Here is an 18,305-nt window from a genome sequence, read left to right on the forward strand (position 1 = left end):
CATGTTCTCCTTGTCAGGCAAGACGGTCGTCGTCACCGGCGGCGGGCGCGGCATCGGCCGGGGAATCTCGCTGGCGGCCGCGCGCTGCGGTGCCAACGTGGTGGTCAGCGGCCGATCGAAAGAGGCGTTGGACGAGACGCAAGCCGAACTGGAAAAGCTGGGCGTTCAGGTGCACGCCGTGGCCGCCGACATCACGCGCGCCGAAGACATCGCGCGCATCGTCGCCGAAGCGGAGCACCGGTTCGGCGCCATCGACGGCTGGGTCAACAACGCCGGCAGCGCAGCGCGCGGCGACACCGGCCCGCTGCTGGAGGTGCGCGAAGACCAGTGGGACCGTGTGGTCGACCTGAACCTGAAGTGGACCTTCTTCGCGGCGCAGGCGGCCGCGCGCGCCATGCAGCACGGCGGCTCCATCGTGAACATCACGTCGCGCAGCGCCTCGCATCCCAACCCGAACACCGGCCACTACGGCGCGGCCAAGGCCGCGGTCGAGAACCTCACGCTCACCATGGCCGCCGAATGGGGCCATCGGGGCATCCGCGTCAATGCCGTCGCGCCCGGGGTGGTGATGACCGAGGAACTGGCGAAGGTCTTCGACACCGAAGCTCGCATCCGTCGGCAGGTGGAGACAGTGCCATTGCAGCGCCTGGGAACACCCGATGACATCGGCCCGCTCTGCGCCTACCTGCTGTCGGACGAGGCGTCATGGACCACCGGTGCCTTGATCGCAGTCAACGGCGGCAGCCCTGTCCCCATGGGCTATTTGAGCTACCTCCACAAGGTGAACAACGCGTGAATTTCGAATGGACCGACGAACAGCGGGCCCTGCGGGAGCGGGTGCGCGCGCTGCTGGCGCGCGAGCTGCCGCCCGACTGGGAACACATCAGCCGTCACGGCCCGGGCTCCCCGGCGCAAACGGCGTTCTCTCTGGTGTTCTGCCCCAAGCTGGCCGCCGAGGGCCTGCTGGTGCCGCATTGGCCGGTGGCGCATGGCGGGCGCGGTGCACCGGCGTGGGAGCACTTCATCGTCGGCGAAGAGCTGTTCGCCGCGGGCGAGCCGCGCGGCCCGCAGTACATGAACGCCAACTTCATCGGCGCCACGCTGATGAAGTACGGAACGCCGCAGCAGCAAGCCCGCTACCTGCCGGACATGGCCGCGGGCCGCGCGCTGTGGTGCCAGGGCTTCTCGGAACCCTCGGCAGGCTCCGACCTGGCGTCGCTGGCCACGCGTGCAACGCTGCACGGCGACGAATACATGATTAACGGCAGCAAGGTGTGGACCTCCTACGCGGGCATGGCGCAGACCTGCTTCCTGCTGGCGCGCACCGGCGCGGGCAAGGGCGGCATCGCGATCTTCCTGGTGCCCATGGACACGCCCGGCATCACCGTGCGTCCAATCCCATCGTTGATCGGCCATGGCGACATCCACGAGGTCTTCTTCGACGACGTGGTGGTGCCCGCGACGGCACGCCTCGGCGAGGAGGGCCAGGCCTGGGCCATCATCGGCTACGCGCTGTCGCTGGAGCGGGTGGGCCTGGCACGCTATGCGTTCTCGCGCCGCGTGCTGGACCGGATGGTCTCTGAATTGAAGGCACAGGGCCGATTCGCCGATACTGCCGTCCGATCTCAAGCGGCACAGGCGCTGGCCGCATGCGAGGCGGCGCGCCTGCTGGTCTACCGCGTGGTGGACGAGCGCGCGCGCGACCTGCCGCCGAGCGCAGTCGCCAACCTGGCGCGCGTGGCCGTGGTGAAGGCCGACCATGCCGTGTCGGATTTCACGCTGGCGCATTTCAGCGACGCGCTGTGCGGCGACGGCTGGCCGCTCGTGCTGGCACACCACGAACGCGCCATCGCCGCAGGCATCGCATCGGGTGCGGCGGAAATCCAGCTCAACCTCATCGCGCACGAGTGGCTGCAGCTGCCGCGCGAACCTCGTCCGGCAAGCGCATGAACCTTGAATTCAACCCCGACCAGGTGGCCCTGCTCGATGCCGTCGAGCGCATCGCGGCGGACCACGAGGCGCGCCCGGTGCTTGGCGTGAACCACTTCGAGTTTTCCGCATCGCTGCAGGCCGACCTGACCTCCGCCGGCCTCTTCGACGCCGCGGCCGTGGAGGAGCTCGGCCCCGTGGCCGCAGCGGCGATGGTCCACCGCCTGGCCAAGCTGCCGCAGTGCCTGGAGCTTGTCGCAGCTGCGCTGGTGCTGCCCCTGCTCGCATCCGCCCTGCCCGGCCCATGCGCCCTCGTCTGGGATCGCCGCGACCGGCCCGCGCGCTGGCTGCCCGGCGCGCGCACGGTGCTCTGCATCCGCGGCAACACGGTCGAGTGCGCGGCGCTCACGGACGCCGACGCCGCAGCGCTGGACAGTCCCTTCGGCTATCCAGTCGGGCGCCTGGTCGCACCGGACATGCTCTCGTGGCGGACGCTCGACCTGGACGGCGCCGAATTGCGCCGGCTCTGGCGGGTGGGCGTTGCGGCCGAGCTGAGCGGCTGCCTCGAAGCGGGCCTGCACGCCGTGACCGCCCATGTGCGCGACCGCCGCCAGTTTGGACGCCCCCTGGGCGCGTTCCAGGCTGTCCAGCATCGGCTGGCCGCCGCGGCAGTGCAGGTGGAGGCTGCGCGCTGGCTTGCGCTGCAGGCGGCACACAGCGGGAGCGCCACCGATGCCGCCTGCGCGCTGGCGCACGCACAAGGATGCACGCCCGCCATCACCTACGACCTGCACCAGTTCATGGGGGCCATGGGCCTGACGCTCGAACATCCGCTGCACCGATGGACCACGCGCGCCAAGATGTTGCGCTCGGACCTGGGCGGCGCCGAGGCGCAGCAGCTGGCACTCGCGGCCGCAGCCTGGAATCTGGAGGAAGCAGCATGAAAAACGACACGCGCACCCGCATGCCGCTCACCGGCGTCAAGGTCCTCGACCTGAGCCGCATCCTGGCGGGGCCACTGGCCGCACAGGCGCTGGCGGACCTCGGTGCGGAAGTCATCAAGGTCGAGCGCCCCGGCAACGGCGACGAGGCGCGCCGCTGGGGGCCGCCGTTCCTGAAGGACCGCGACGGCAACGACACGCGCGAGTCGCCCATGTACCTGTCGGCCAACCGCAACAAGCAGTCGATCACCATCGACATCGCAAGTGCCGAAGGGCAAGACCTGGTGCGCCGCCTGGTCGCGCGCTCCGACGTGCTGATCGAGAACTTCAAGGTCGGCGACCTGGCGCGCTACGGGCTGGACCATGCATCGCTGCGAACGCTGAATCCGCGGCTCATCTACTGCTCGGTCACCGGCTTCGGCCAGACAGGCCCGAAGAGCCACCTGCCGGGATACGACACCGTGTTCCAGGCCATGAGCGGCATGATGAGCGTGACCGGCTTGCCGGACGGCGTGCCCGGTGGCGGCCCGATGAAGACCGGCCCGAGCCTGGCCGATTTCATTGCCGGGCAGTACGCGGCCTCGGGGGTGCTGGCCGCGCTCTACGAGCGCGACGGTCCCAATGGCACGGGCATGGGCCGGCACATCGACATCGCGTTGCTCGACTGCACCATCGCCGCCCAGACGCATTCGGTCATGACGTATCTCGCGGCCGGGGTGGTGCCGCCGCGCCGCGGCACCGAAGGCAACGGTGGTCTGCCTTCGCAAGCCTTCGAATGCGCCGACGGCGGCATCATCGTCATCTGCGGCAGCGAAGCGCAGTACCGATCGTTCTGCCACGTGCTGGGCCACCCGGCGCTGGCCGACGACCCTCGCTTCGTCACCAATTCCGAGCGCCTGGCGCACCGGCGGGAACTGGCCGAGGTGTTCAACGCCCTCACCCGGCAATGGCGCGCCGGCGAGCTGCTGGCGGCGCTGGAGCAAACGGGCATCCCCAGCGGCCCGATCAATCGCTATGCCGAAGTGTTCGCCGATCCGCAGGTGGTGCACCGCGGCGTGACGCAGCGCGTACCGCACCCCACGGCCGGCGAAGTGACGCTGTGCGTCAACCCGATCCGCTTCACGGGGACCCAACCGCCGCCGCCCACCGCGCCGCCGACCATCGGCGAGCACACCGACCGCATTCTGCGCGACGTGCTCGACATGGACCCGGCCGAGATCGCAGCCCTGCATGCGCGGCGCATCGTCTGAGGACGCATCTATGACGCGTGGTTTCGGGACCCTCCTGTGCGACATGTCGGGCGCAGGCGTCGCCACGCTCACCCTCAACCGTCCCGCGTCGCTGAACGCCCTGAGCCGGCAGATGGCCGATGAACTGACCGACGCACTCACGCGCCTTGCCGCCGAGCCCCAGCTGCGCGTGCTGGTCCTGCGCGGCGCAGGCGATGCCTTCTGCGCGGGTGGCGACGTGCGCGACATGGCCGGCCACGGCGCACGGCAGGCGACCGAAGCGCTCGAAGGCATGGCCCGGTACCGCCGGCTCGTGCTCGCGCTGCATGGCTTCCCGCGGCCGGTGATCGCCGCCGTCGACGGCGTGGCCTTCGGCGCGGGCATGAGCCTCGCGCTGCTGGCCGACATCGTGCTGCTCAGCGATCGCGCCAGGCTCTGCATGGTGTTCCAGCGCATGGGCCTGATGCCCGACTGCGCGGCGCTCTACACCCTGCCTCGCCTGGTCGGGCTGCAGCAGGCCAAGGCGCTCGCGCTGTCGGCGCGCGAGATCGACGCGGCCGAGGCGCAAGCCATGGGCCTGGCCCTCGAAGTGCTGCCTTGGCGATCGCTGCATGCACGCGCGAACGAACTGGCCGCCGCGATCGCCAAGGGTTCGCCCACCGCGCTCTCGCTGACCAAGCAGGCACTGGACGCATCGCTGCAGAGCGACCTGCCGACGATGCTCGCCATGGAGGCGAGCGCGCAGGCCATTGCCCTGGCCAGCGAGGCGCACCGGATTGCGGCGCAGGCTTTCGTGCGGAAAGAAGAACCGACCTACGTCTGGCCCGCGCGATCCGCAGCGACCGGGCAGTAGGTGGCGCCCTACAACTTTCGGGTCCATCGATAACGCAATCTTATCGATCCGCGCAATCACAGTATTGGACGCGTCGTGGGGTACCGATTCCAATGCGCAACCATGGAGACACCGCTGATCGCCGCCAGCCTGAGATGGCTGTTCACCGAATGGCCGCTGGCCGAACGCTTCCGCGCGGCGGCCGCCTGCGGCTTCCGCGCGGTGGACCTGAGCCTGCCCTACGAGCTACCGCTGGCAGAACTGCGCGCGTCGCTGCTGCGCCATGACCTGCGCTTCCTCTACCTGCTGGCCGCACCGGGCGATTGGGGCGCCGGCGATCGCGGTCTGGCCGCCGTGCCCGGGCGGCAGGAAGAATTTCAGGCCGGCATGCACGAGGCGATACGTTATGCACTGGAACTCGGCCGCCCGCTGATTCACCCCCCGGCCGGCAACGTGCCCGAGGGTGCCGACCCGGCCGAATGCGCGCATTTGCTGCTCGACAACCTGCGCTGGGCCTGCATGCGGGCCTCCGAGCACGGCCTGCGCGTCGTGCTGGAGCCGGTGTGCCGACGTGACTTCCCGAGGTACCCGGTCAACACCGTGCACCAGGTGATCGATCTGGCCGAGCGCATCGGTGCGGCCAATCTCGGCATCGTGCTGGACTTCCATCACGTGCAGTGGGAGCACGGGCACGACATGGCGCAAGTGCATGCCGAACTGCGCCGCGCAATGCCGTTGCTGTCTTACGTGCAGATTGCCTTTGCGCCGGATCGCCGGGGCCCCGACGAATCGGGACACGACGTGCACGCCATCATCGTCGAAGCGCAACGCCTCGGTTATCGTGGCGCATTCAGTTGCGAGTACCGGCCCACCGGCAGCTCGCGAGCGAGCCTGCGTTGGGCAGATCGTTATGGCATCCGCGCCACTCCAGGATGGCAAGAGGAGACGCAACTTTGACTTGTATGCACCGCCGCTCGCTGCTGTCGCTGGGCCTCGCATGGGCCGCCGGCGCGCGCGCGCAGTTCGCCGCCGCGGACAAGCCGATCAGGTTGATCGTGCCCTACAGCGCGGGAGGCTCGCTCGACACCATCGGGCGCTCCCTGGCTGAAGGCATGAGCCGTGACCTCGGCGTGCCGGTGATCGTGGACAACCGCACCGGCGCCTCGGGCACGATCGGCGTGGCAGCGGCCGCGCGTGCCGCGCCCGACGGCCGCACGCTCCTCCTCGGCGGGTCCAGCACACATGCGGTGCTGCCGGCGGCATCGCCCAGACTGCCCTACGACGCGGTGGCCGACTTCACCCCGATCTCGATGGTCGCCGAGGTGGAGAACGCGCTGGTCGTCAGCCCAACGCTGCCCGTCAAGAGCATGGCCGAGCTGGTGGCCTATTGCAAGGCGCGGCCCGGGCAGCTGGCTTTCGGTTCCTCGGGCGCGGGCGGCATCACGCACCTGGCCGGCGAGCTGTTCAGGATGGCCGCAGGCGTGGACGCGATCCATGTGCCCTACAAGGCGAACTCCGAAGTCGACGTGGCCTTGCTGAGCGGGCAGCTCCAGTTCGCCTTCGCCACGCTCGCGACGGCCATCCCGCACATCCGGGCTGGCCGCATGCATGCGCTCGCGCTGGCCAGCACGCAGCGCTCGGACTTTCTGCCGGCGCTGCCCACCACGGCCGAAGCCGGATTTCCGGGGATCGTCGCGGTGTCCTGGGCGGCCCTGTACGGGCCCGCGAAGCTGGACGCCGCCGAGGTCGCGCGGCTGAATGCGGCAGCCCAGAGCTCGCTGGAGCGACCCGAGTTGAAGGCGCGCTTCAACGCGATCGTCACGCGCGTGCTTGCAAGCACGCCGGAAGAACTGGCCGACTACCAGAAGCGCGACCATGCGCGCTGGCGCCGCGTGGTCCAGGCCGCCGGCATCAAGCTGGAAAGCTGAGCTACGCCCCGCCTGGGGCGCTCCCCAACCTCGAACTCGATCGCAGCGGGCATCGAGCGGCGCAGCCCGCCCGGACGCCCCCGATGGCCGTTGCCCCCAACGGGCTTAAAGTCGGCGAGGATTGACGAGCAAACCTTCACCTACATGAACCTGCGCCGCCTTCGCTATTTCGTCGTGCTGGCAGAGGAGCTGCACTTCGGGCGCGCCGCGCAGCGCCTGCATGTAGCCCAACCCGCGCTCACGCAGAACGTCCAGGCGCTCGAGGCCGAGTTCAACGTCGCGTTGCTGGCCAGGTCGAGCCGCCGCGTCGAGCTCACCGAGGCCGGCGCGGTGCTGTTCGCCGAGGCGCAGCGCCTGCTCGAGCTGGCGGATCAGGTCGGCCACCGCATGCATGCTTTCGTGCTCGGCCGCGAAGGCACCCTGCGCTTGAACTTCGCCCGGTCGGCGGCCGGCGGTGCCTCGAGCGCGATCGTGGAGATGCTGCGCAGCGAGGCGCCCGCGCTGCAATTGCAGATCAATTCCCAGTACACGGCCAAGAGCATCGAGGATCTGCTCGACGGCAAGCTCGACGCGGCTTTCGTGCGCTCGCCGCTGGAGCTGGCAGACCCGGCAGTCGGTCAGTTGCAGGTGCTGCCGATCGGCAGCGAGGCGCTCGTGGTCGGCTTGCCGCGATCCCATCGCCTGACGCGGCGCCAACGCATCCGTGTCGCGGACCTCGCCGACGAACCGATCGTGACCGGATCCGCCGAGCGCGCCCCGGGCTTCTATCGCATGATGTTCGGCCAGATCTGGGGCGAAGGCTCTCCGCGGATCGTCCTCCACGAGCCCGACGAGGAGCACATGCTGCGCGCCGTGGCCGCGGGAACCGGTCTCACGATCCTCACCGAGTCACGTGCAAGGGCCATCCAGGTCCAGGGCGTCGCCATACGCCGGTTCGCGGCGCCGGAGCCGCGCGCGGGATTGGCGCTGGTTTGGCTGGCGGGCAATCTCAACACCGCACTGGCCGCGCTGGTCGACGTCGCGCATCGGTTCGTCTCGCAGCCCCCCGCCTGACCGCGACGGGCCCCGCCCCGCCCCGCTCCGCCCTGCCCTGCCCTGCCCTGGACTATCGATCGGATTTACTTATCGATCGGGCGAGCAACAGTATTGGACGCGACCCGGGCCGGCTTTTCTAATCGTCGGCAGGAGACCAACCATGTTCGATATCACATCTGCCTGCGGAGTGAAGACGGGGCGAGCCCGATGAACGGCGCCACGAGCCTGGTGAAGACGCTGCTGGCCTCGGGCGTCGACACCTGCTTCGCCAACCCCGGCACGAGCGAAATGCACTTCGTCGCGGCGCTGGACACCGTGCCCGGGATGCAATCCGTGCTCGGTTTGCAAGAGAACGTCGTGACGGGCATGGCCGACGGCTATTTCCGCATTGCGCGCAAGCCGGCCTGCACACTGCTGCACTGCGGCCCGGGCTTCGCCAACGGCATGGCCAACCTGCACAACGCCCGCCGGGCGCGCAGCGGCATCGTCAACATCGTGGGCGACCAGGCGACCTTCCACCGTCCCTTCGACGCGCCGCTGACTTCCGATACGGCGGGCATGGCGCAGACCGTCTCGGCCTGGGTGCGCACCAGCACGCATGCGGCAGAGCTCGGCCGCGATGCCGTCGAGGCGATCGGCGCCGCACGCGCTTCAGGCGGCCAGATCGCCACACTGATCCTGCCCGCCGATGTGTCGTGGGAGGAAGGCGGCAAGGTCGGCGCGCCGAAGGCGGCACCCGTGTCGCCGCCGATCGATCCCTCGGCCATCGAAGGCGCGGCCCGCATGCTGCGCGGGCGGGACGACGTGCTGCTGCTGCTGGCCGGCGGCGCCGTACTGGGCGAAGCGCAGCGCCTGGCCTGGCGTATCGCAAAGGCGACCGGCGCCATGTTGATGGCCGACTTCGTGAACGCACGCCTCGAGCGTGGGCGCGGCCGCCTGCCGATCGATCGAGTGCCGTACGCGCGTGATGAGGCGCTGGCGGCGCTCGGGCGTTACCGGCAGATCGTGCTGGTGAACGCGCGCCCGCCAGTCGCCTTCTTCGGGTACCCCGGCGTGTCGTCGCTGCAGTACGCGCCGGGCACCCGGTTCCATGTGCTGTCGCGGCCCGACCAGGATGCGGAGGAAGCCCTGCGCGCGCTGGCCCAGGCGTTGGACGTGCCGGATGCCGAAATGCCCGATGCCGGACAGCGGCCTGAACCCGCACGCGGCGCACCGTCGCCCGAAGGCCTGGCGCAGACGCTGGCCGCGCTGATGCCCGAGGACGCCATCGTCTCCGAGGAAAGCGCCACCTACGGCCGCCACTTCTACCGCTTCACCCACAGTGCACCCGCGCATGATTGGCTGCACCTTACCGGTGGTGCCATCGGCGACGGCATGCCCGTGGCCACGGGTGCCGCACTGGCGGCAGGCCGTCAGCGTCGCGTGATCAGCCTGCAGGCCGACGGCTCGGGCATGTACACGGTGCAGTCGCTGTGGACCCAGGCCCGCGAGCAGCTTCCGGTGACGACCATCATCATCAACAACGGCAAATACAACATCCTCATCGGCGAATACCGCAAAGTCGGCGCCGGGGCCACGCCGGGCACCACTGCGATGTCCATGCTGGACCTGGGCAATCCGCCGCTGAACTGGGTCAGCCTGGCCCACGGCATGGGCGTGGAGGCCGCCAGGGCCACCACCCTCGAGCAATGCGCCGACCTCATGCGCGCCAGCTTTGCCCGGCGCGGTCCGTTCCTGATCGAGCTCATGGTGTGAGTTGGCCGATTGCAGCTGCAACTGAAACGAAGGAGACACGCATGAACACCCTCGACATCGGCAACCGTGGGCCGCGCCCGGTCAGACGCCGGACGGTCCTTGCCGCCGGCCTCGGGCTGGCAGCGACGATTGCGCACGCCCGCGTTGCGCTGCCCATGCGCAAGGTGACCATGATTCTTCCATTCGGCCCCGGCGGATCGGCGGATGTGATCGCGCGTGCGCTGGGTGCGGGCATGGCCGAGGAACTCGGCCTGCCGATCGTCATGGACAACCGCCCCGGCGCGTCGGGCGCCATTGCCGCGTCCGCCGCCGCGCGAGCGCCCGGCGACGGATCGACGCTGTTCTTCGGCGCATCGTCGACGCAGTCCGTGCTGCCGAACGTGCGGACCTCGCTGCCGTTCGATCCGGTGGCCGATTTCACGCCGATCTCGATGGTGGCGGAGGTCGAGAACGCGCTGGTGGTCACGCCCTCGATGCCGGTGCGGTCCGTCGGCGATCTCGTCGCGGATGGCAAGGCACGCCCCGGGAAACTGGCCTACGGCTCCTTCGGCGTCGGCAGCATCACCCATCTCGCAGGCGAGCTCTTCAAGATGTCGGCCGGCATCGACATGCTGCACGTTCCCTACAAGACCGCGACGGACCAGGACGTGGCGCTGATGACCGGCGAACTGCAGTGCGCCTTCGTCACCCTGGCTTCGTCCATGCCGCACATCCAGGCCGGAAAGATGCGGGCGCTGGCCGTGGCCAGCCGCGAGCGGTCGCCGTTCCTGCCGCACGTGCCGTCCACGGCCGAGGCGGGTCACCGGGCTGTTGTGGCGGTGTCGTGGGGAGCGCTCTACGCCCCGCGCAAGTTGGACCCGGCGCTGGCGACCACCTTCAACGCCGCCGTGCGGGCGGCGCTGGAGCGCCCGGATGTACGCCAACGCCTGGCCACCATCCACGTGCGACCGATGGCGAGCTCGCCGCAGGCGCTCGCTGCGTACCAGGCGGACGACCGGGCGCGCTGGGCCGAGGTGGTCAAGGTCGCCCGCATCCGGCAGGAGGCTTGAGCATGATCCGGCTCGATCCCAATCTGCGCTGGCTGTACACCGAACTCCCCATGGCCGAGCGTGCCGCTGCCGCGGCGGCCGATGGATTCCGGGGCGTCGAAGTGGCGTTTCCGTACGCGATCGCGGCGCGCGACTACCGCGCTGGCCTCGAGGCGTCGGGCCTGGCGCTCGTGCAGATCCTTTCGCCGACCGACTGGGACGCGGGTGAGCGCGGACTGACGTGCCTGCCCGGCCGGGAGGACGACTTCCGCGCCACGATCCGGGCCGCCGTCGCCTACGCCGTCGAATGCGGCCGGCCATTGGTCCACGCGCCGCTGGGCAACGTGCCCGCCGGTGCCAAGCGGGCCGACTGCATCGCCGTGGCGCGCGAGAACCTGCGCTGGGCTGCCGACGTGGCTGGCGCGCACGGGCTCACGGTCCTGATCGAGGCTTGCTGCAGCGCACGAATCGCCGACTACCTGCTCCATGCCAACAGGGATGCGGTGGCCCTGATCGAATCGGTGGCGCGCAGCAACCTGAAGCTGTGCTTTGACACCTATCACGTGGCGATGGAGGGGAACGCGCTGGCGGAGGATCTCGACATCGCCTGGCCGCACGTCGGGCACGTGCAGATCGGCAACGCACCCGGGCGCCACGAGCCAGGCGAGGGTGAACTGGACCTGCAGGCCTTCCTCGGGCTGCTGGAGCGGCGCGGCTGGAGCGGCTGGGTCGGGCTGGAGTACACGCCGCGCCGCACTACCAGCGACTCGCTGGCCTGGGCGCGCGCGCTGGGCCTGCTGCCGGAGCATGTGCAATGAGCAGCGCCAAGGGGGCACCAGTGACCGAAGTGCAGGCCCTGATCGGCACCTGGCGCCTGCTGTCGTTCCGCATCCTCTACGACGACGGCGGCGTGGAGTTTCCGATGGGTGCCGATGCCGAAGGCCTGATCGTCTACACGCACGCCGGCTTCATGACCGGCGCGCTGATGCAGCGTGGCCGGCCGAAGTTTTCGGCGGTGCGCGCCTCGGTGGCCGAGCGCGGCATCGGCTCGGCCGACGAGATCGTTGCCGCCTTCAACGGCTATTTCTCGTACTTCTGCCGCTTCGAGACCGATCCGGCCCAACGCAAGCTGACGCACCGCGTCATCGGCTGCCACCTTCCGGATTGGGAAGGCCGCACGCTGGAGCGGTTCTGGCAGTTCGAGGACGCCGGCGACCGACCGCGGCTCGCGCTGCGCTCCGCGCCGCTGTCGATCAACGGCCGCCCGGCCTGCAACGAGTTGAAGTTCGTGCGCGAGCCGGACGTTCTCCCGAGCGGGGTGGGCGCATGAGGGCCGTGCTCATCGCGCGCGACGACAGCGGCGCGCCGCAGCCTCGGCTGCAGGAGGTGCCGGAAGCCGTGCCCGGTCCGCGCGAAGTGCTGGTCAGGGTGCTCGCGGCCGGCATGAACCGGGCCGACCTGTCGCTGAAGACCGGCCACTTCCGTGCCATGACGGGCAGCGGGCCGGCCGGCGTGGCCGGGCTCGAGATGGCCGGCGAGGTCGTGGGCTACGGCGCGGAGGTGCGGGCCTTCGGCCTCGGCGACAAGGTCATGGCGATGTGCAGTGGCGCGCACGCGGAGCGGGTCTGCGTGGACGAACGCCTGCTCATGCGCGTGCCCGCCGGCGTGGAGGCAATACAGGCGGCCGCCTGGCCGGCCGCGCTGATGACGGCGCATGACGCGCTCGTCAGCAACGGGCGCCTGGCGCGCGGCGACCATGTGCTCGTGCAGGCCGCGAGTTCGGTGGTCGGCATCGCCGCGGTGCAACTGGCACGGCTGCTCGGCGCCGGGCAGGTGATCGGCACCAGCACCTCGACCGACAAATGGGAGCGCCTGCGCGCGCTGGGCGTGACCCTGGCCGCGCACAGCGGCCCCGCGCTCGAGGCCGCCGTGCGGGAAGCGACGAACGGCCATGGCGTGGACGTGGTGGTCGACCACCTGGGCGCTCCCGCGCTCGCCGAGAACATGGCCTGCGCAGCGCTCGGCGCGCGCATCGTGAGCGTGGGACGCATGGGCGGCACGGCCGGGCCGGTCGACCTCGACCTGCTTTCGCTCAAGCGGCTGTCGCTGGTGGGCGTGACCTTTCGCACGCGCACCGCCGACGATGTGGCCGCGCTCATCGCGCGCATGCTCGCCGACGTGGCCCCGCTGCTGCAGGCCGGGCGCTTCAGCATGCCGATCGACAAGATGTTCGCGCTGGACGACGTGGCCCAGGCCCATGCGTGGATGAAGTCGCGCCAGCAATTCGGCAAGGTGATCCTGCAACCATGACACAAGAAGAAGACAGAACCCAGCGGATCGCCTGGATCACCGGCGCGGGCTCCGGGATCGGACGCGCCGCCGCGCTGGCCCTGGCGCAGGCCGGCCACGTCGTCGTCCTGTGCGGCCGCCGGGCCGACGCACTGCAGGCCGTGGCCCGACTGGTGGCCGTGCAGGGCGGCACGGCGCACAGCTTCGTGCTGGACGTGACGGACAGCGAGGCCGTCGCCTCCACCTTCGTGGCCATCGAACGCGACGTCGGACCCGTCGACGTGCTGGTGAACAGCGCCGGCATCAACGTCACGGCGCGGTCCTGGGCCGAGGTCGGCATCGCCGACTGGCGCCGGATCGTGGACGTGAACCTGACCGGCACCTTCCAGTGCATGCACGCCGTGCTGCCCTCGATGCGGGCCCGGCGCGAGGGCCTCGTCGTCAACGTCGCGTCGTGGGCAGGCCGACATGCATCGCCGATCGTCGGGCCGGGGTACAACGCGACCAAGCATGCGGTGGTCGCGCTGACGCACAGCTTCAACATGGAGGAAGGGCGCAACGGCTTGCGCGCCTGTGTGCTCATGCCCGGCGAGACGGACACGCCGATCCTCGACCAGCGGCCGGTGCCCGTGCCGGCGCAGGAGCGCGCCCGCATGCTGCAGGAGGACGAACTGGGCCGGACCATCGCCTTCGTCGCCGGCATGCCGGCGCGGGTCTGCGTCAACGAGATCCTGATCAGCCCAACGCACAACCGGGCTTTCGGCGCATGAGTGGCCGGGCGAAGCAGCGCAGGCAAGGGGCCATGGCCCGCCTGCACGCCACAGGAACCTCGCGCGGGCCACACAGCCTGCTACTGCTCGATGATTGCGTTGACTAGAACAGACCTCGACTCACCGATGTGCTTTTTCAGCAACTCGCCAGCGCGTGCAACCTCGCCAAACCTGACGGCAAGAAGAATTTCCACATGATCGGCACTCGAGGTCGGATCCCAGTCTTCGGCTTGGGTGGCACCAATCATGTAGCGTGTTCTCGCGACGTGGAGTTCCCTGATCGAATCGAGCAAGATCGGCATGCCGCAGGGCTCGTACAAGGCCATATGAAAGCGCCGGTTCGCCTCTTCCCAATCTCGCATGTTCTTGGCTTTTTCGCTCGCGGCGATGGCCGCTTTCGCCAGCGCAAGGCTGGCGTTGGTCATCTTCTTCATCGCCTCGGACAGCGCTAGTGGTTCCAAAGCTTGACGCATCAACGTGATTTCGACGACAGACGCGAGATCCAAAGGTGCAACCCGCACACCCTTCCTGGCGATTGCAACCAGCAGCCCCTCGGACTGAAGCTGCCGGAATGCTTCCCGCACCGGGATGTGGCTGGTGCCGAACTCCTTGGCGATCGCGTCCTGAAGGACTTTCTCGCCTGCCTTGAGCGTGCCATTGACGATCCGCTCCTTCAGGATGCGCGCGATCTTCTCGGACCACGGCAAATTCGATAGATCGTTCGACATGGGGATGAATTGCTTTCGTATTGCCGGCTACAGACCCAGCGAGCCCACTCTGGCCTCGACCGCGGCGAGTATCGAACCGTCGACGACGGCCTTCTTGAGCGAGTCCAGGTCATCATGGACCCAGCGGTCCTCGCCCAGCGTTGCCGGTACGACCGCTCGTATGGCCTTGAGCGCGGCCTGGCTACCGATCCCCAGCGAAAATTGCTTCAGGTTGCGCTCGCTCAGATCGAGGGCTTGCGCAGCCAGAAGCAGTTCGACCGTGACGACCGCTTGCGCATTCTCGACCACCGTGCGGCTTCGCCGGGCAGCGAAGCACGAGTTGCTGATGTGATCCTCGGTGTTGCCTTTTGCAGGCAAGCTGGTCGCGCTGGCAGGACTGCACAGGCCCATGTTCTCAAGAACCAGACCGGTTCCCATGCTTTGCACAGTCGGGAATCCGGAATTCACGCCAGGACGCTCCGCAATCAAATTGGCAGGCAATCCGAAGTTGCAAGCCGGATCAATCAAGCGCGCGCTGCGGCGATCGCAGATGGCACCGAGATCAGTAACGACCAGAGCGAGCAAGTCCATGGCCTGTGCGATGTACTGGCCGTGGAAATGACCCGCGGAGATGATCTCGTAAGCATCTTCTTCCGGAAAGATAAGAGGGTTGTCGGTCGCGCTGTTCATCTCCGTCTGGAGAATGCCGTCGATGTAGTCGAGAGCGTCCAGAACGGGCCCATGAACTTGCGGCGCACAGCGCAGGGAGTACGCGTCCTGAATCCTCGGCGACAGAGGCGGCTTCTGCGGCAGACCGACTGCCGACTTCTCGGCATTCGGCGTTCCCCATAGAACGATCTGCCGCGCCGGTTCCGTACAGCGCGCCGAACTCTCGATGAGCTTGCGGATGGACGCGGCCACACGCCGTTGGCCTTTGTGGGGCCGCGCCAGCATGACGCGATCCTGGAAGCACGCGACATCCGCGCGCAAAGCCTCGAGCGAAAGAGCAAGCGAGACCGTTGCAGTTGAAAGCAGAGCGCGGGCGTCATGCGCTGCAAGCACCGCGTAGGCCAGGGAAGCAGTTGCCCCGTTGATCAGCGCCGTCGCGTCCTTGGCCTGCACGTCCAGGGTCGGCGCAAGGCCCGCTCGCTCGAACGCAGCGGCCGCTGAGAGCACCTCGCCCTCGTATTCGACCTTGCTCTCGGGCATTCCCATCATCGCCCCCGCCATCAGCGCCAGCGGTGCAAGATCACCACTCGCACCGACGCTGCCTTTCGATGCGACGATCGGCGTGATGCCGTGGTTGAGCATGTCGACCAAGCGGTCGACCATCGCAAGTCGAACGCCGGAGTGATTGCTTGCAAAGGCATTCACTCGCAAGACCATCATCGCCCGAACGACCTCCTTGGGCATCAACTCACCTGTGGAAGCCGAGTGCGACCGAATCAGGTTCGTCTGGAAAGCGACAACATCCTTCGCCCCGATCCGCAGGCTCTTGAGCGAGCCAACGCCGGTATTGAAGGCATACATGAGGGGCGCCGCGTCAGTCAGCCAGTTTGTCTCTATGTACTCGCGCGCCTGGGCAAGCGCTCTCCTGCACTCTTTGTCCAACTCGAGCCGTTGGTGCTCTCGTGCGACGGCGATCAGCGACGCGGGAGTCAGGCCTTTTCCATCGAGGATGACAGGAGCATGTTCGGTGTTCATAGGCTGCCCAGTTAAAAGCATATATTATCTATGAAACTTCACGGGTTCAACCCGCGGTGACTTCGTCGCTGCAGGGGCGCGCATGTACGCGCCCGCGTGGCTGAACTGATGCCTTGCTCCGGAAGACGCCAGATGTGTCCGCACACCGAACATGCGCGGGAATCTTGAGCCCGTGCGAGGCCCCGCGGCGTACGCTGACTCAGTACTTCTTGTCCTGCCAATGCGCTCACATTGGCCGCCGAATACCGCCTGATTCAGACCCGAGGAGAAGCCGTGAACTTCCGCTACGCGATGATCGCCCTCGGTTGGTTCTCTGCTGGCAACGCTCTGGCGGATCCGCCCGCAGACGTCATGCAGATTGTCCGTGCTGCGGATATCAAATACGTTCCCAGCCGTTTCGGCCCGAACTTCCCCATCGCATTGCTGGCCGGCGATCCGACACAACCGGAGTCCTACGTCGCCCGTGTGAAGTTCCCTCCTGGCTTCATGAGCCCCCCTCACTTCCATAGGGAGACCCGATACATCCTTGTGCTCAAAGGCACCTGGTGGGTTGGCGCCGGTCCGTCGGGCAGCAAGGACGCGACCTTTCCAGTTCCCGCAGGAAGTCTCGTGGTTCGCCATGGGAACAAGATCCACTTCGATGGCGCCAAGGATGAGGAAGTGGAACTGCAGATCATCGGGATCGGCCCCAGCGTGACGACAGACGTCGATGAGATGGGGCAGCCCAAACGATAGCTGTGCAGCCACCAGAGCCTAACGGCTGTCCACGGCGCGGACAAATCCTGCGTTGCGCCTTGCGCGCGAGGATGCGCCTCTAGCATCGAGAGAGCACCAGATCTGCATCGCTTTCCGGTCCGCTCCATTTCAACGCCAACCACGCAGGCCCACCATGCACATAGCACGAGATTCCAAGGGCGAGATCGTCGAACTGCCGCCCCTTCCATCGACGCTCAATCCGTTTCCCGAGTACGCCAAGCTTGCGGACCGAGGTCCCGTGGTGCGGGTCAAGACCCCTGTGGGCACCGAGGTCTACCTGGTCACGCGGTGGGCGGAAGCGCTCCAAACAATGACCCATCCCGACGTGGCAAAGGGTTCGGAGCATCTGCACAGGGCCATCACCGCGCAGGGGCGCAGCGGGCCGGGCGCGGGCTCGCCCATCGGTGGCACGGTGCCGGGCAATCTGCTGAATTCCGATCCGCCCGACCACACGCGCCTGCGCTCGCTGGTCATGCTTGCATTCACGCCGCGGCGGCTCGAGCAGGTCAGGGACAGCGTGGAGCAGCTGGTTGATCGACTGATCGCGCAGATGAGCGGTCGTTCCGAGGTGGATCTCATCGGCGATTTCGCCTACCCGATCGGCATCACCACCATCTGCACGATCCTCGGCGTTCCAGAGGGCGACCGCACGAACTTCAGGCAATGGGCTGAGTGGGCCATGACGCCCGGCCACGCCGAACAGACGGGCTCCATCGGGCTGCTGCAGGCGTACCTTGCGAACCTCATCCAGTCGAAGAGCGATGCGGTGGCCGAAGGCTCCCAGCCCGACGAGCAGCCGGACTTGCTCAGCGCCATGATGGCTGCGCGCCATGCGTCGAATGCGCTCACGCTCCAAGAAGCCAAGAGCATGGCGTACCTGCTCCTGATCGCGGGCCACGAGACGACGGTCGGGCTGATCGGCAATGCGCTTTTGCACCTGATGCTGAATCCTGAGCAGAAGCAACTGCTCGTGCAGGACCGTTCATTGCTGAGGAATGCATTGGAGGAAACGCTGCGGTACGACGGTCCCGTGCCCTACACCACCTTCCGCGTCACCACGGCCGACGTGATGATCGGGAACTCGGTGATCCCGGAGAACAGCATCGTTCAGGTGGTCCTGGCGGCCCTCAACCGCGATCCCCTGAGGTTCGAGGAACCGGACAAGTTCGACATCCGCCGCAAGATCAAGCAGCACATGGCTTTCGGAAGCGGAATACATTTCTGCGTCGGCTCGCATCTGGCACGACTGGAAGCGCAAACCGCGGTCGGACGTTTCCTCCAGGCGTTCCCCGAGGTCGAACTCGGCTGCAGCCCGGAAGACATTCCCTGGCTGGGCACAGTGATCCGGGGAACGCGGTCGCTGCCGGTGCGCCTCGGCAGCCGCCCGCAGGTCAAAATCTGA

At 68.0% G+C, this 18,305-nt stretch carries 18 protein-coding genes; 16 read left to right on the forward strand and 2 right to left on the reverse strand.

The genetic code is table 11. The features are described from left to right. Window position 1: 1 nt before the first annotated feature. The 14 genes from AC3A6R_RS17305 (at window position 2) to AC3A6R_RS17370 (ending at window position 13,736) form a co-directional block, all read left to right on the forward strand. Window positions 2-796, forward strand: coding sequence for an SDR family NAD(P)-dependent oxidoreductase (locus AC3A6R_RS17305; RefSeq protein WP_487862027.1), 795 nt, complete (start codon window positions 2-4; stop codon window positions 794-796). Continuing rightward, the gene (locus tag AC3A6R_RS17310) at window positions 793-1,950 is read left to right on the forward strand and encodes an acyl-CoA dehydrogenase family protein (protein ID WP_487862028.1); all 1,158 of its coding nucleotides are present in this window, start codon (window positions 793-795) and stop codon (window positions 1,948-1,950) included. Before AC3A6R_RS17305 ends, AC3A6R_RS17310 begins: the two co-directional genes overlap by 4 nt. Then, window positions 1,947-2,873 (forward strand): acyl-CoA dehydrogenase family protein, encoded by a 927-nt coding sequence (locus AC3A6R_RS17315; protein WP_487862029.1) that lies wholly within the window; start codon window positions 1,947-1,949, stop codon window positions 2,871-2,873. The genes AC3A6R_RS17310 and AC3A6R_RS17315 overlap by 4 nt, the downstream gene beginning before the upstream one ends. Beyond that, complete coding sequence (locus AC3A6R_RS17320; protein ID WP_487862030.1) at window positions 2,870-4,120, forward strand: CaiB/BaiF CoA transferase family protein; 1,251 nt, start codon at window positions 2,870-2,872, stop codon at window positions 4,118-4,120. Before AC3A6R_RS17315 ends, AC3A6R_RS17320 begins: the two co-directional genes overlap by 4 nt. A 10-nt stretch (window positions 4,121-4,130) precedes the next feature. Further along, window positions 4,131-4,952 carry an enoyl-CoA hydratase/isomerase family protein gene (locus tag AC3A6R_RS17325; protein ID WP_487862031.1) on the forward strand — a complete coding sequence of 274 codons (822 nt, stop codon included), beginning with the start codon at window positions 4,131-4,133 and terminating at the stop codon, window positions 4,950-4,952. A 102-nt stretch (window positions 4,953-5,054) separates the two neighbouring features. Next, window positions 5,055-5,888 (forward strand): hydroxypyruvate isomerase family protein, encoded by an 834-nt coding sequence (locus AC3A6R_RS17330; RefSeq protein WP_487862032.1) that lies wholly within the window; start codon window positions 5,055-5,057, stop codon window positions 5,886-5,888. 5 nt (window positions 5,889-5,893) lie between these two features. Then, window positions 5,894-6,859, forward strand: coding sequence for a Bug family tripartite tricarboxylate transporter substrate binding protein (locus AC3A6R_RS17335; protein ID WP_487862033.1), 966 nt, complete (start codon window positions 5,894-5,896; stop codon window positions 6,857-6,859). Between the two features lie 144 nt (window positions 6,860-7,003). Then, window positions 7,004-7,912, forward strand: a complete 909-nt coding sequence (locus tag AC3A6R_RS17340; protein WP_487862034.1) for a LysR family transcriptional regulator — start codon at window positions 7,004-7,006, stop codon at window positions 7,910-7,912. Window positions 7,913-8,101: 189 nt separating this feature from the next. Further along, window positions 8,102-9,649, forward strand: a complete 1,548-nt coding sequence (locus tag AC3A6R_RS17345) for an acetolactate synthase large subunit (protein WP_487862035.1) — start codon at window positions 8,102-8,104, stop codon at window positions 9,647-9,649. Between the two features lie 41 nt (window positions 9,650-9,690). Next, on the forward strand, window positions 9,691-10,698 hold the full coding sequence (locus AC3A6R_RS17350) for a Bug family tripartite tricarboxylate transporter substrate binding protein (protein WP_487862036.1): 1,008 nt from the start codon (window positions 9,691-9,693) through the stop codon (window positions 10,696-10,698). A gap of 2 nt (window positions 10,699-10,700) precedes the next feature. Further along, complete coding sequence (locus AC3A6R_RS17355; protein WP_487862037.1) at window positions 10,701-11,495, forward strand: hydroxypyruvate isomerase family protein; 795 nt, start codon at window positions 10,701-10,703, stop codon at window positions 11,493-11,495. Continuing rightward, window positions 11,492-12,007, forward strand: a complete 516-nt coding sequence (locus tag AC3A6R_RS17360) for a lipocalin-like domain-containing protein (protein WP_487862038.1) — start codon at window positions 11,492-11,494, stop codon at window positions 12,005-12,007. The genes AC3A6R_RS17355 and AC3A6R_RS17360 overlap by 4 nt, the downstream gene beginning before the upstream one ends. Beyond that, window positions 12,004-12,987, forward strand: a complete 984-nt coding sequence (locus tag AC3A6R_RS17365) for a zinc-binding dehydrogenase (protein WP_487862039.1) — start codon at window positions 12,004-12,006, stop codon at window positions 12,985-12,987. Before AC3A6R_RS17360 ends, AC3A6R_RS17365 begins: the two co-directional genes overlap by 4 nt. Then, window positions 12,984-13,736: an SDR family oxidoreductase gene (locus tag AC3A6R_RS17370; protein ID WP_487862040.1), complete on the forward strand. Its 753-nt coding sequence runs from the start codon at window positions 12,984-12,986 to the stop codon at window positions 13,734-13,736. The genes AC3A6R_RS17365 and AC3A6R_RS17370 overlap by 4 nt, the downstream gene beginning before the upstream one ends. An 80-nt stretch (window positions 13,737-13,816) precedes the next feature. Here the strand turns inward: AC3A6R_RS17370 and AC3A6R_RS17375 are convergent, their stop codons facing one another. Together AC3A6R_RS17375 and AC3A6R_RS17380 are read right to left on the reverse strand one after the other, a co-directional pair. After that, window positions 13,817-14,464 carry a GntR family transcriptional regulator gene (locus AC3A6R_RS17375; RefSeq protein WP_487862041.1) on the reverse strand — a complete coding sequence of 216 codons (648 nt, stop codon included), beginning with the start codon at window positions 14,462-14,464 and terminating at the stop codon, window positions 13,817-13,819. Between the two features lie 27 nt (window positions 14,465-14,491). Further along, complete coding sequence (locus tag AC3A6R_RS17380; RefSeq protein ID WP_487865051.1) at window positions 14,492-16,147, reverse strand: HAL/PAL/TAL family ammonia-lyase; 1,656 nt, start codon at window positions 16,145-16,147, stop codon at window positions 14,492-14,494. A gap of 273 nt (window positions 16,148-16,420) precedes the next feature. On the opposite strand from AC3A6R_RS17380, the gene AC3A6R_RS17385 reads away from it, so the two are divergent. Both AC3A6R_RS17385 and AC3A6R_RS17390 read left to right on the forward strand, forming a co-directional pair. Beyond that, window positions 16,421-16,882: a cupin domain-containing protein gene (locus AC3A6R_RS17385; protein ID WP_487862043.1), complete on the forward strand. Its 462-nt coding sequence runs from the start codon at window positions 16,421-16,423 to the stop codon at window positions 16,880-16,882. Between the two features lie 154 nt (window positions 16,883-17,036). Further along, window positions 17,037-18,305: a cytochrome P450 family protein gene (locus AC3A6R_RS17390; protein ID WP_487862044.1), complete on the forward strand. Its 1,269-nt coding sequence runs from the start codon at window positions 17,037-17,039 to the stop codon at window positions 18,303-18,305.

The sequence above is a fragment of the Variovorax sp. Soil_C_19 genome (genome assembly GCF_057657255.1).

Bases quoted from the DNA above. Each gene is read 5' to 3' on its own strand.
- AC3A6R_RS17305 (WP_487862027.1), top strand. From the start codon at position 2: ATGTTCTCCTTGTCAGGCAAGACGGTCGTCGTCACCGGCGGCGGGCGC.
- AC3A6R_RS17315 (WP_487862029.1), top strand. From the start codon at position 1,947: ATGAACCTTGAATTCAACCCCGACCAGGTGGCCCTGCTCGATGCCGTC.
- AC3A6R_RS17320 (WP_487862030.1), top strand. From the start codon at position 2,870: ATGAAAAACGACACGCGCACCCGCATGCCGCTCACCGGCGTCAAGGTC.
- AC3A6R_RS17325 (WP_487862031.1), top strand. From the start codon at position 4,131: ATGACGCGTGGTTTCGGGACCCTCCTGTGCGACATGTCGGGCGCAGGC.
- AC3A6R_RS17330 (WP_487862032.1), top strand. From the start codon at position 5,055: ATGGAGACACCGCTGATCGCCGCCAGCCTGAGATGGCTGTTCACCGAA.
- AC3A6R_RS17335 (WP_487862033.1), top strand. From the start codon at position 5,894: ATGCACCGCCGCTCGCTGCTGTCGCTGGGCCTCGCATGGGCCGCCGGC.
- AC3A6R_RS17340 (WP_487862034.1), top strand. From the start codon at position 7,004: ATGAACCTGCGCCGCCTTCGCTATTTCGTCGTGCTGGCAGAGGAGCTG.
- AC3A6R_RS17345 (WP_487862035.1), top strand. From the start codon at position 8,102: ATGAACGGCGCCACGAGCCTGGTGAAGACGCTGCTGGCCTCGGGCGTC.
- AC3A6R_RS17350 (WP_487862036.1), top strand. From the start codon at position 9,691: ATGAACACCCTCGACATCGGCAACCGTGGGCCGCGCCCGGTCAGACGC.
- AC3A6R_RS17355 (WP_487862037.1), top strand. From the start codon at position 10,701: ATGATCCGGCTCGATCCCAATCTGCGCTGGCTGTACACCGAACTCCCC.
- AC3A6R_RS17360 (WP_487862038.1), top strand. From the start codon at position 11,492: ATGAGCAGCGCCAAGGGGGCACCAGTGACCGAAGTGCAGGCCCTGATC.
- AC3A6R_RS17365 (WP_487862039.1), top strand. From the start codon at position 12,004: ATGAGGGCCGTGCTCATCGCGCGCGACGACAGCGGCGCGCCGCAGCCT.
- AC3A6R_RS17370 (WP_487862040.1), top strand. From the start codon at position 12,984: ATGACACAAGAAGAAGACAGAACCCAGCGGATCGCCTGGATCACCGGC.
- AC3A6R_RS17375 (WP_487862041.1), bottom strand. From the start codon at position 14,464: ATGTCGAACGATCTATCGAATTTGCCGTGGTCCGAGAAGATCGCGCGC.
- AC3A6R_RS17380 (WP_487865051.1), bottom strand. From the start codon at position 16,147: ATGAACACCGAACATGCTCCTGTCATCCTCGATGGAAAAGGCCTGACT.
- AC3A6R_RS17390 (WP_487862044.1), top strand. From the start codon at position 17,037: ATGCACATAGCACGAGATTCCAAGGGCGAGATCGTCGAACTGCCGCCC.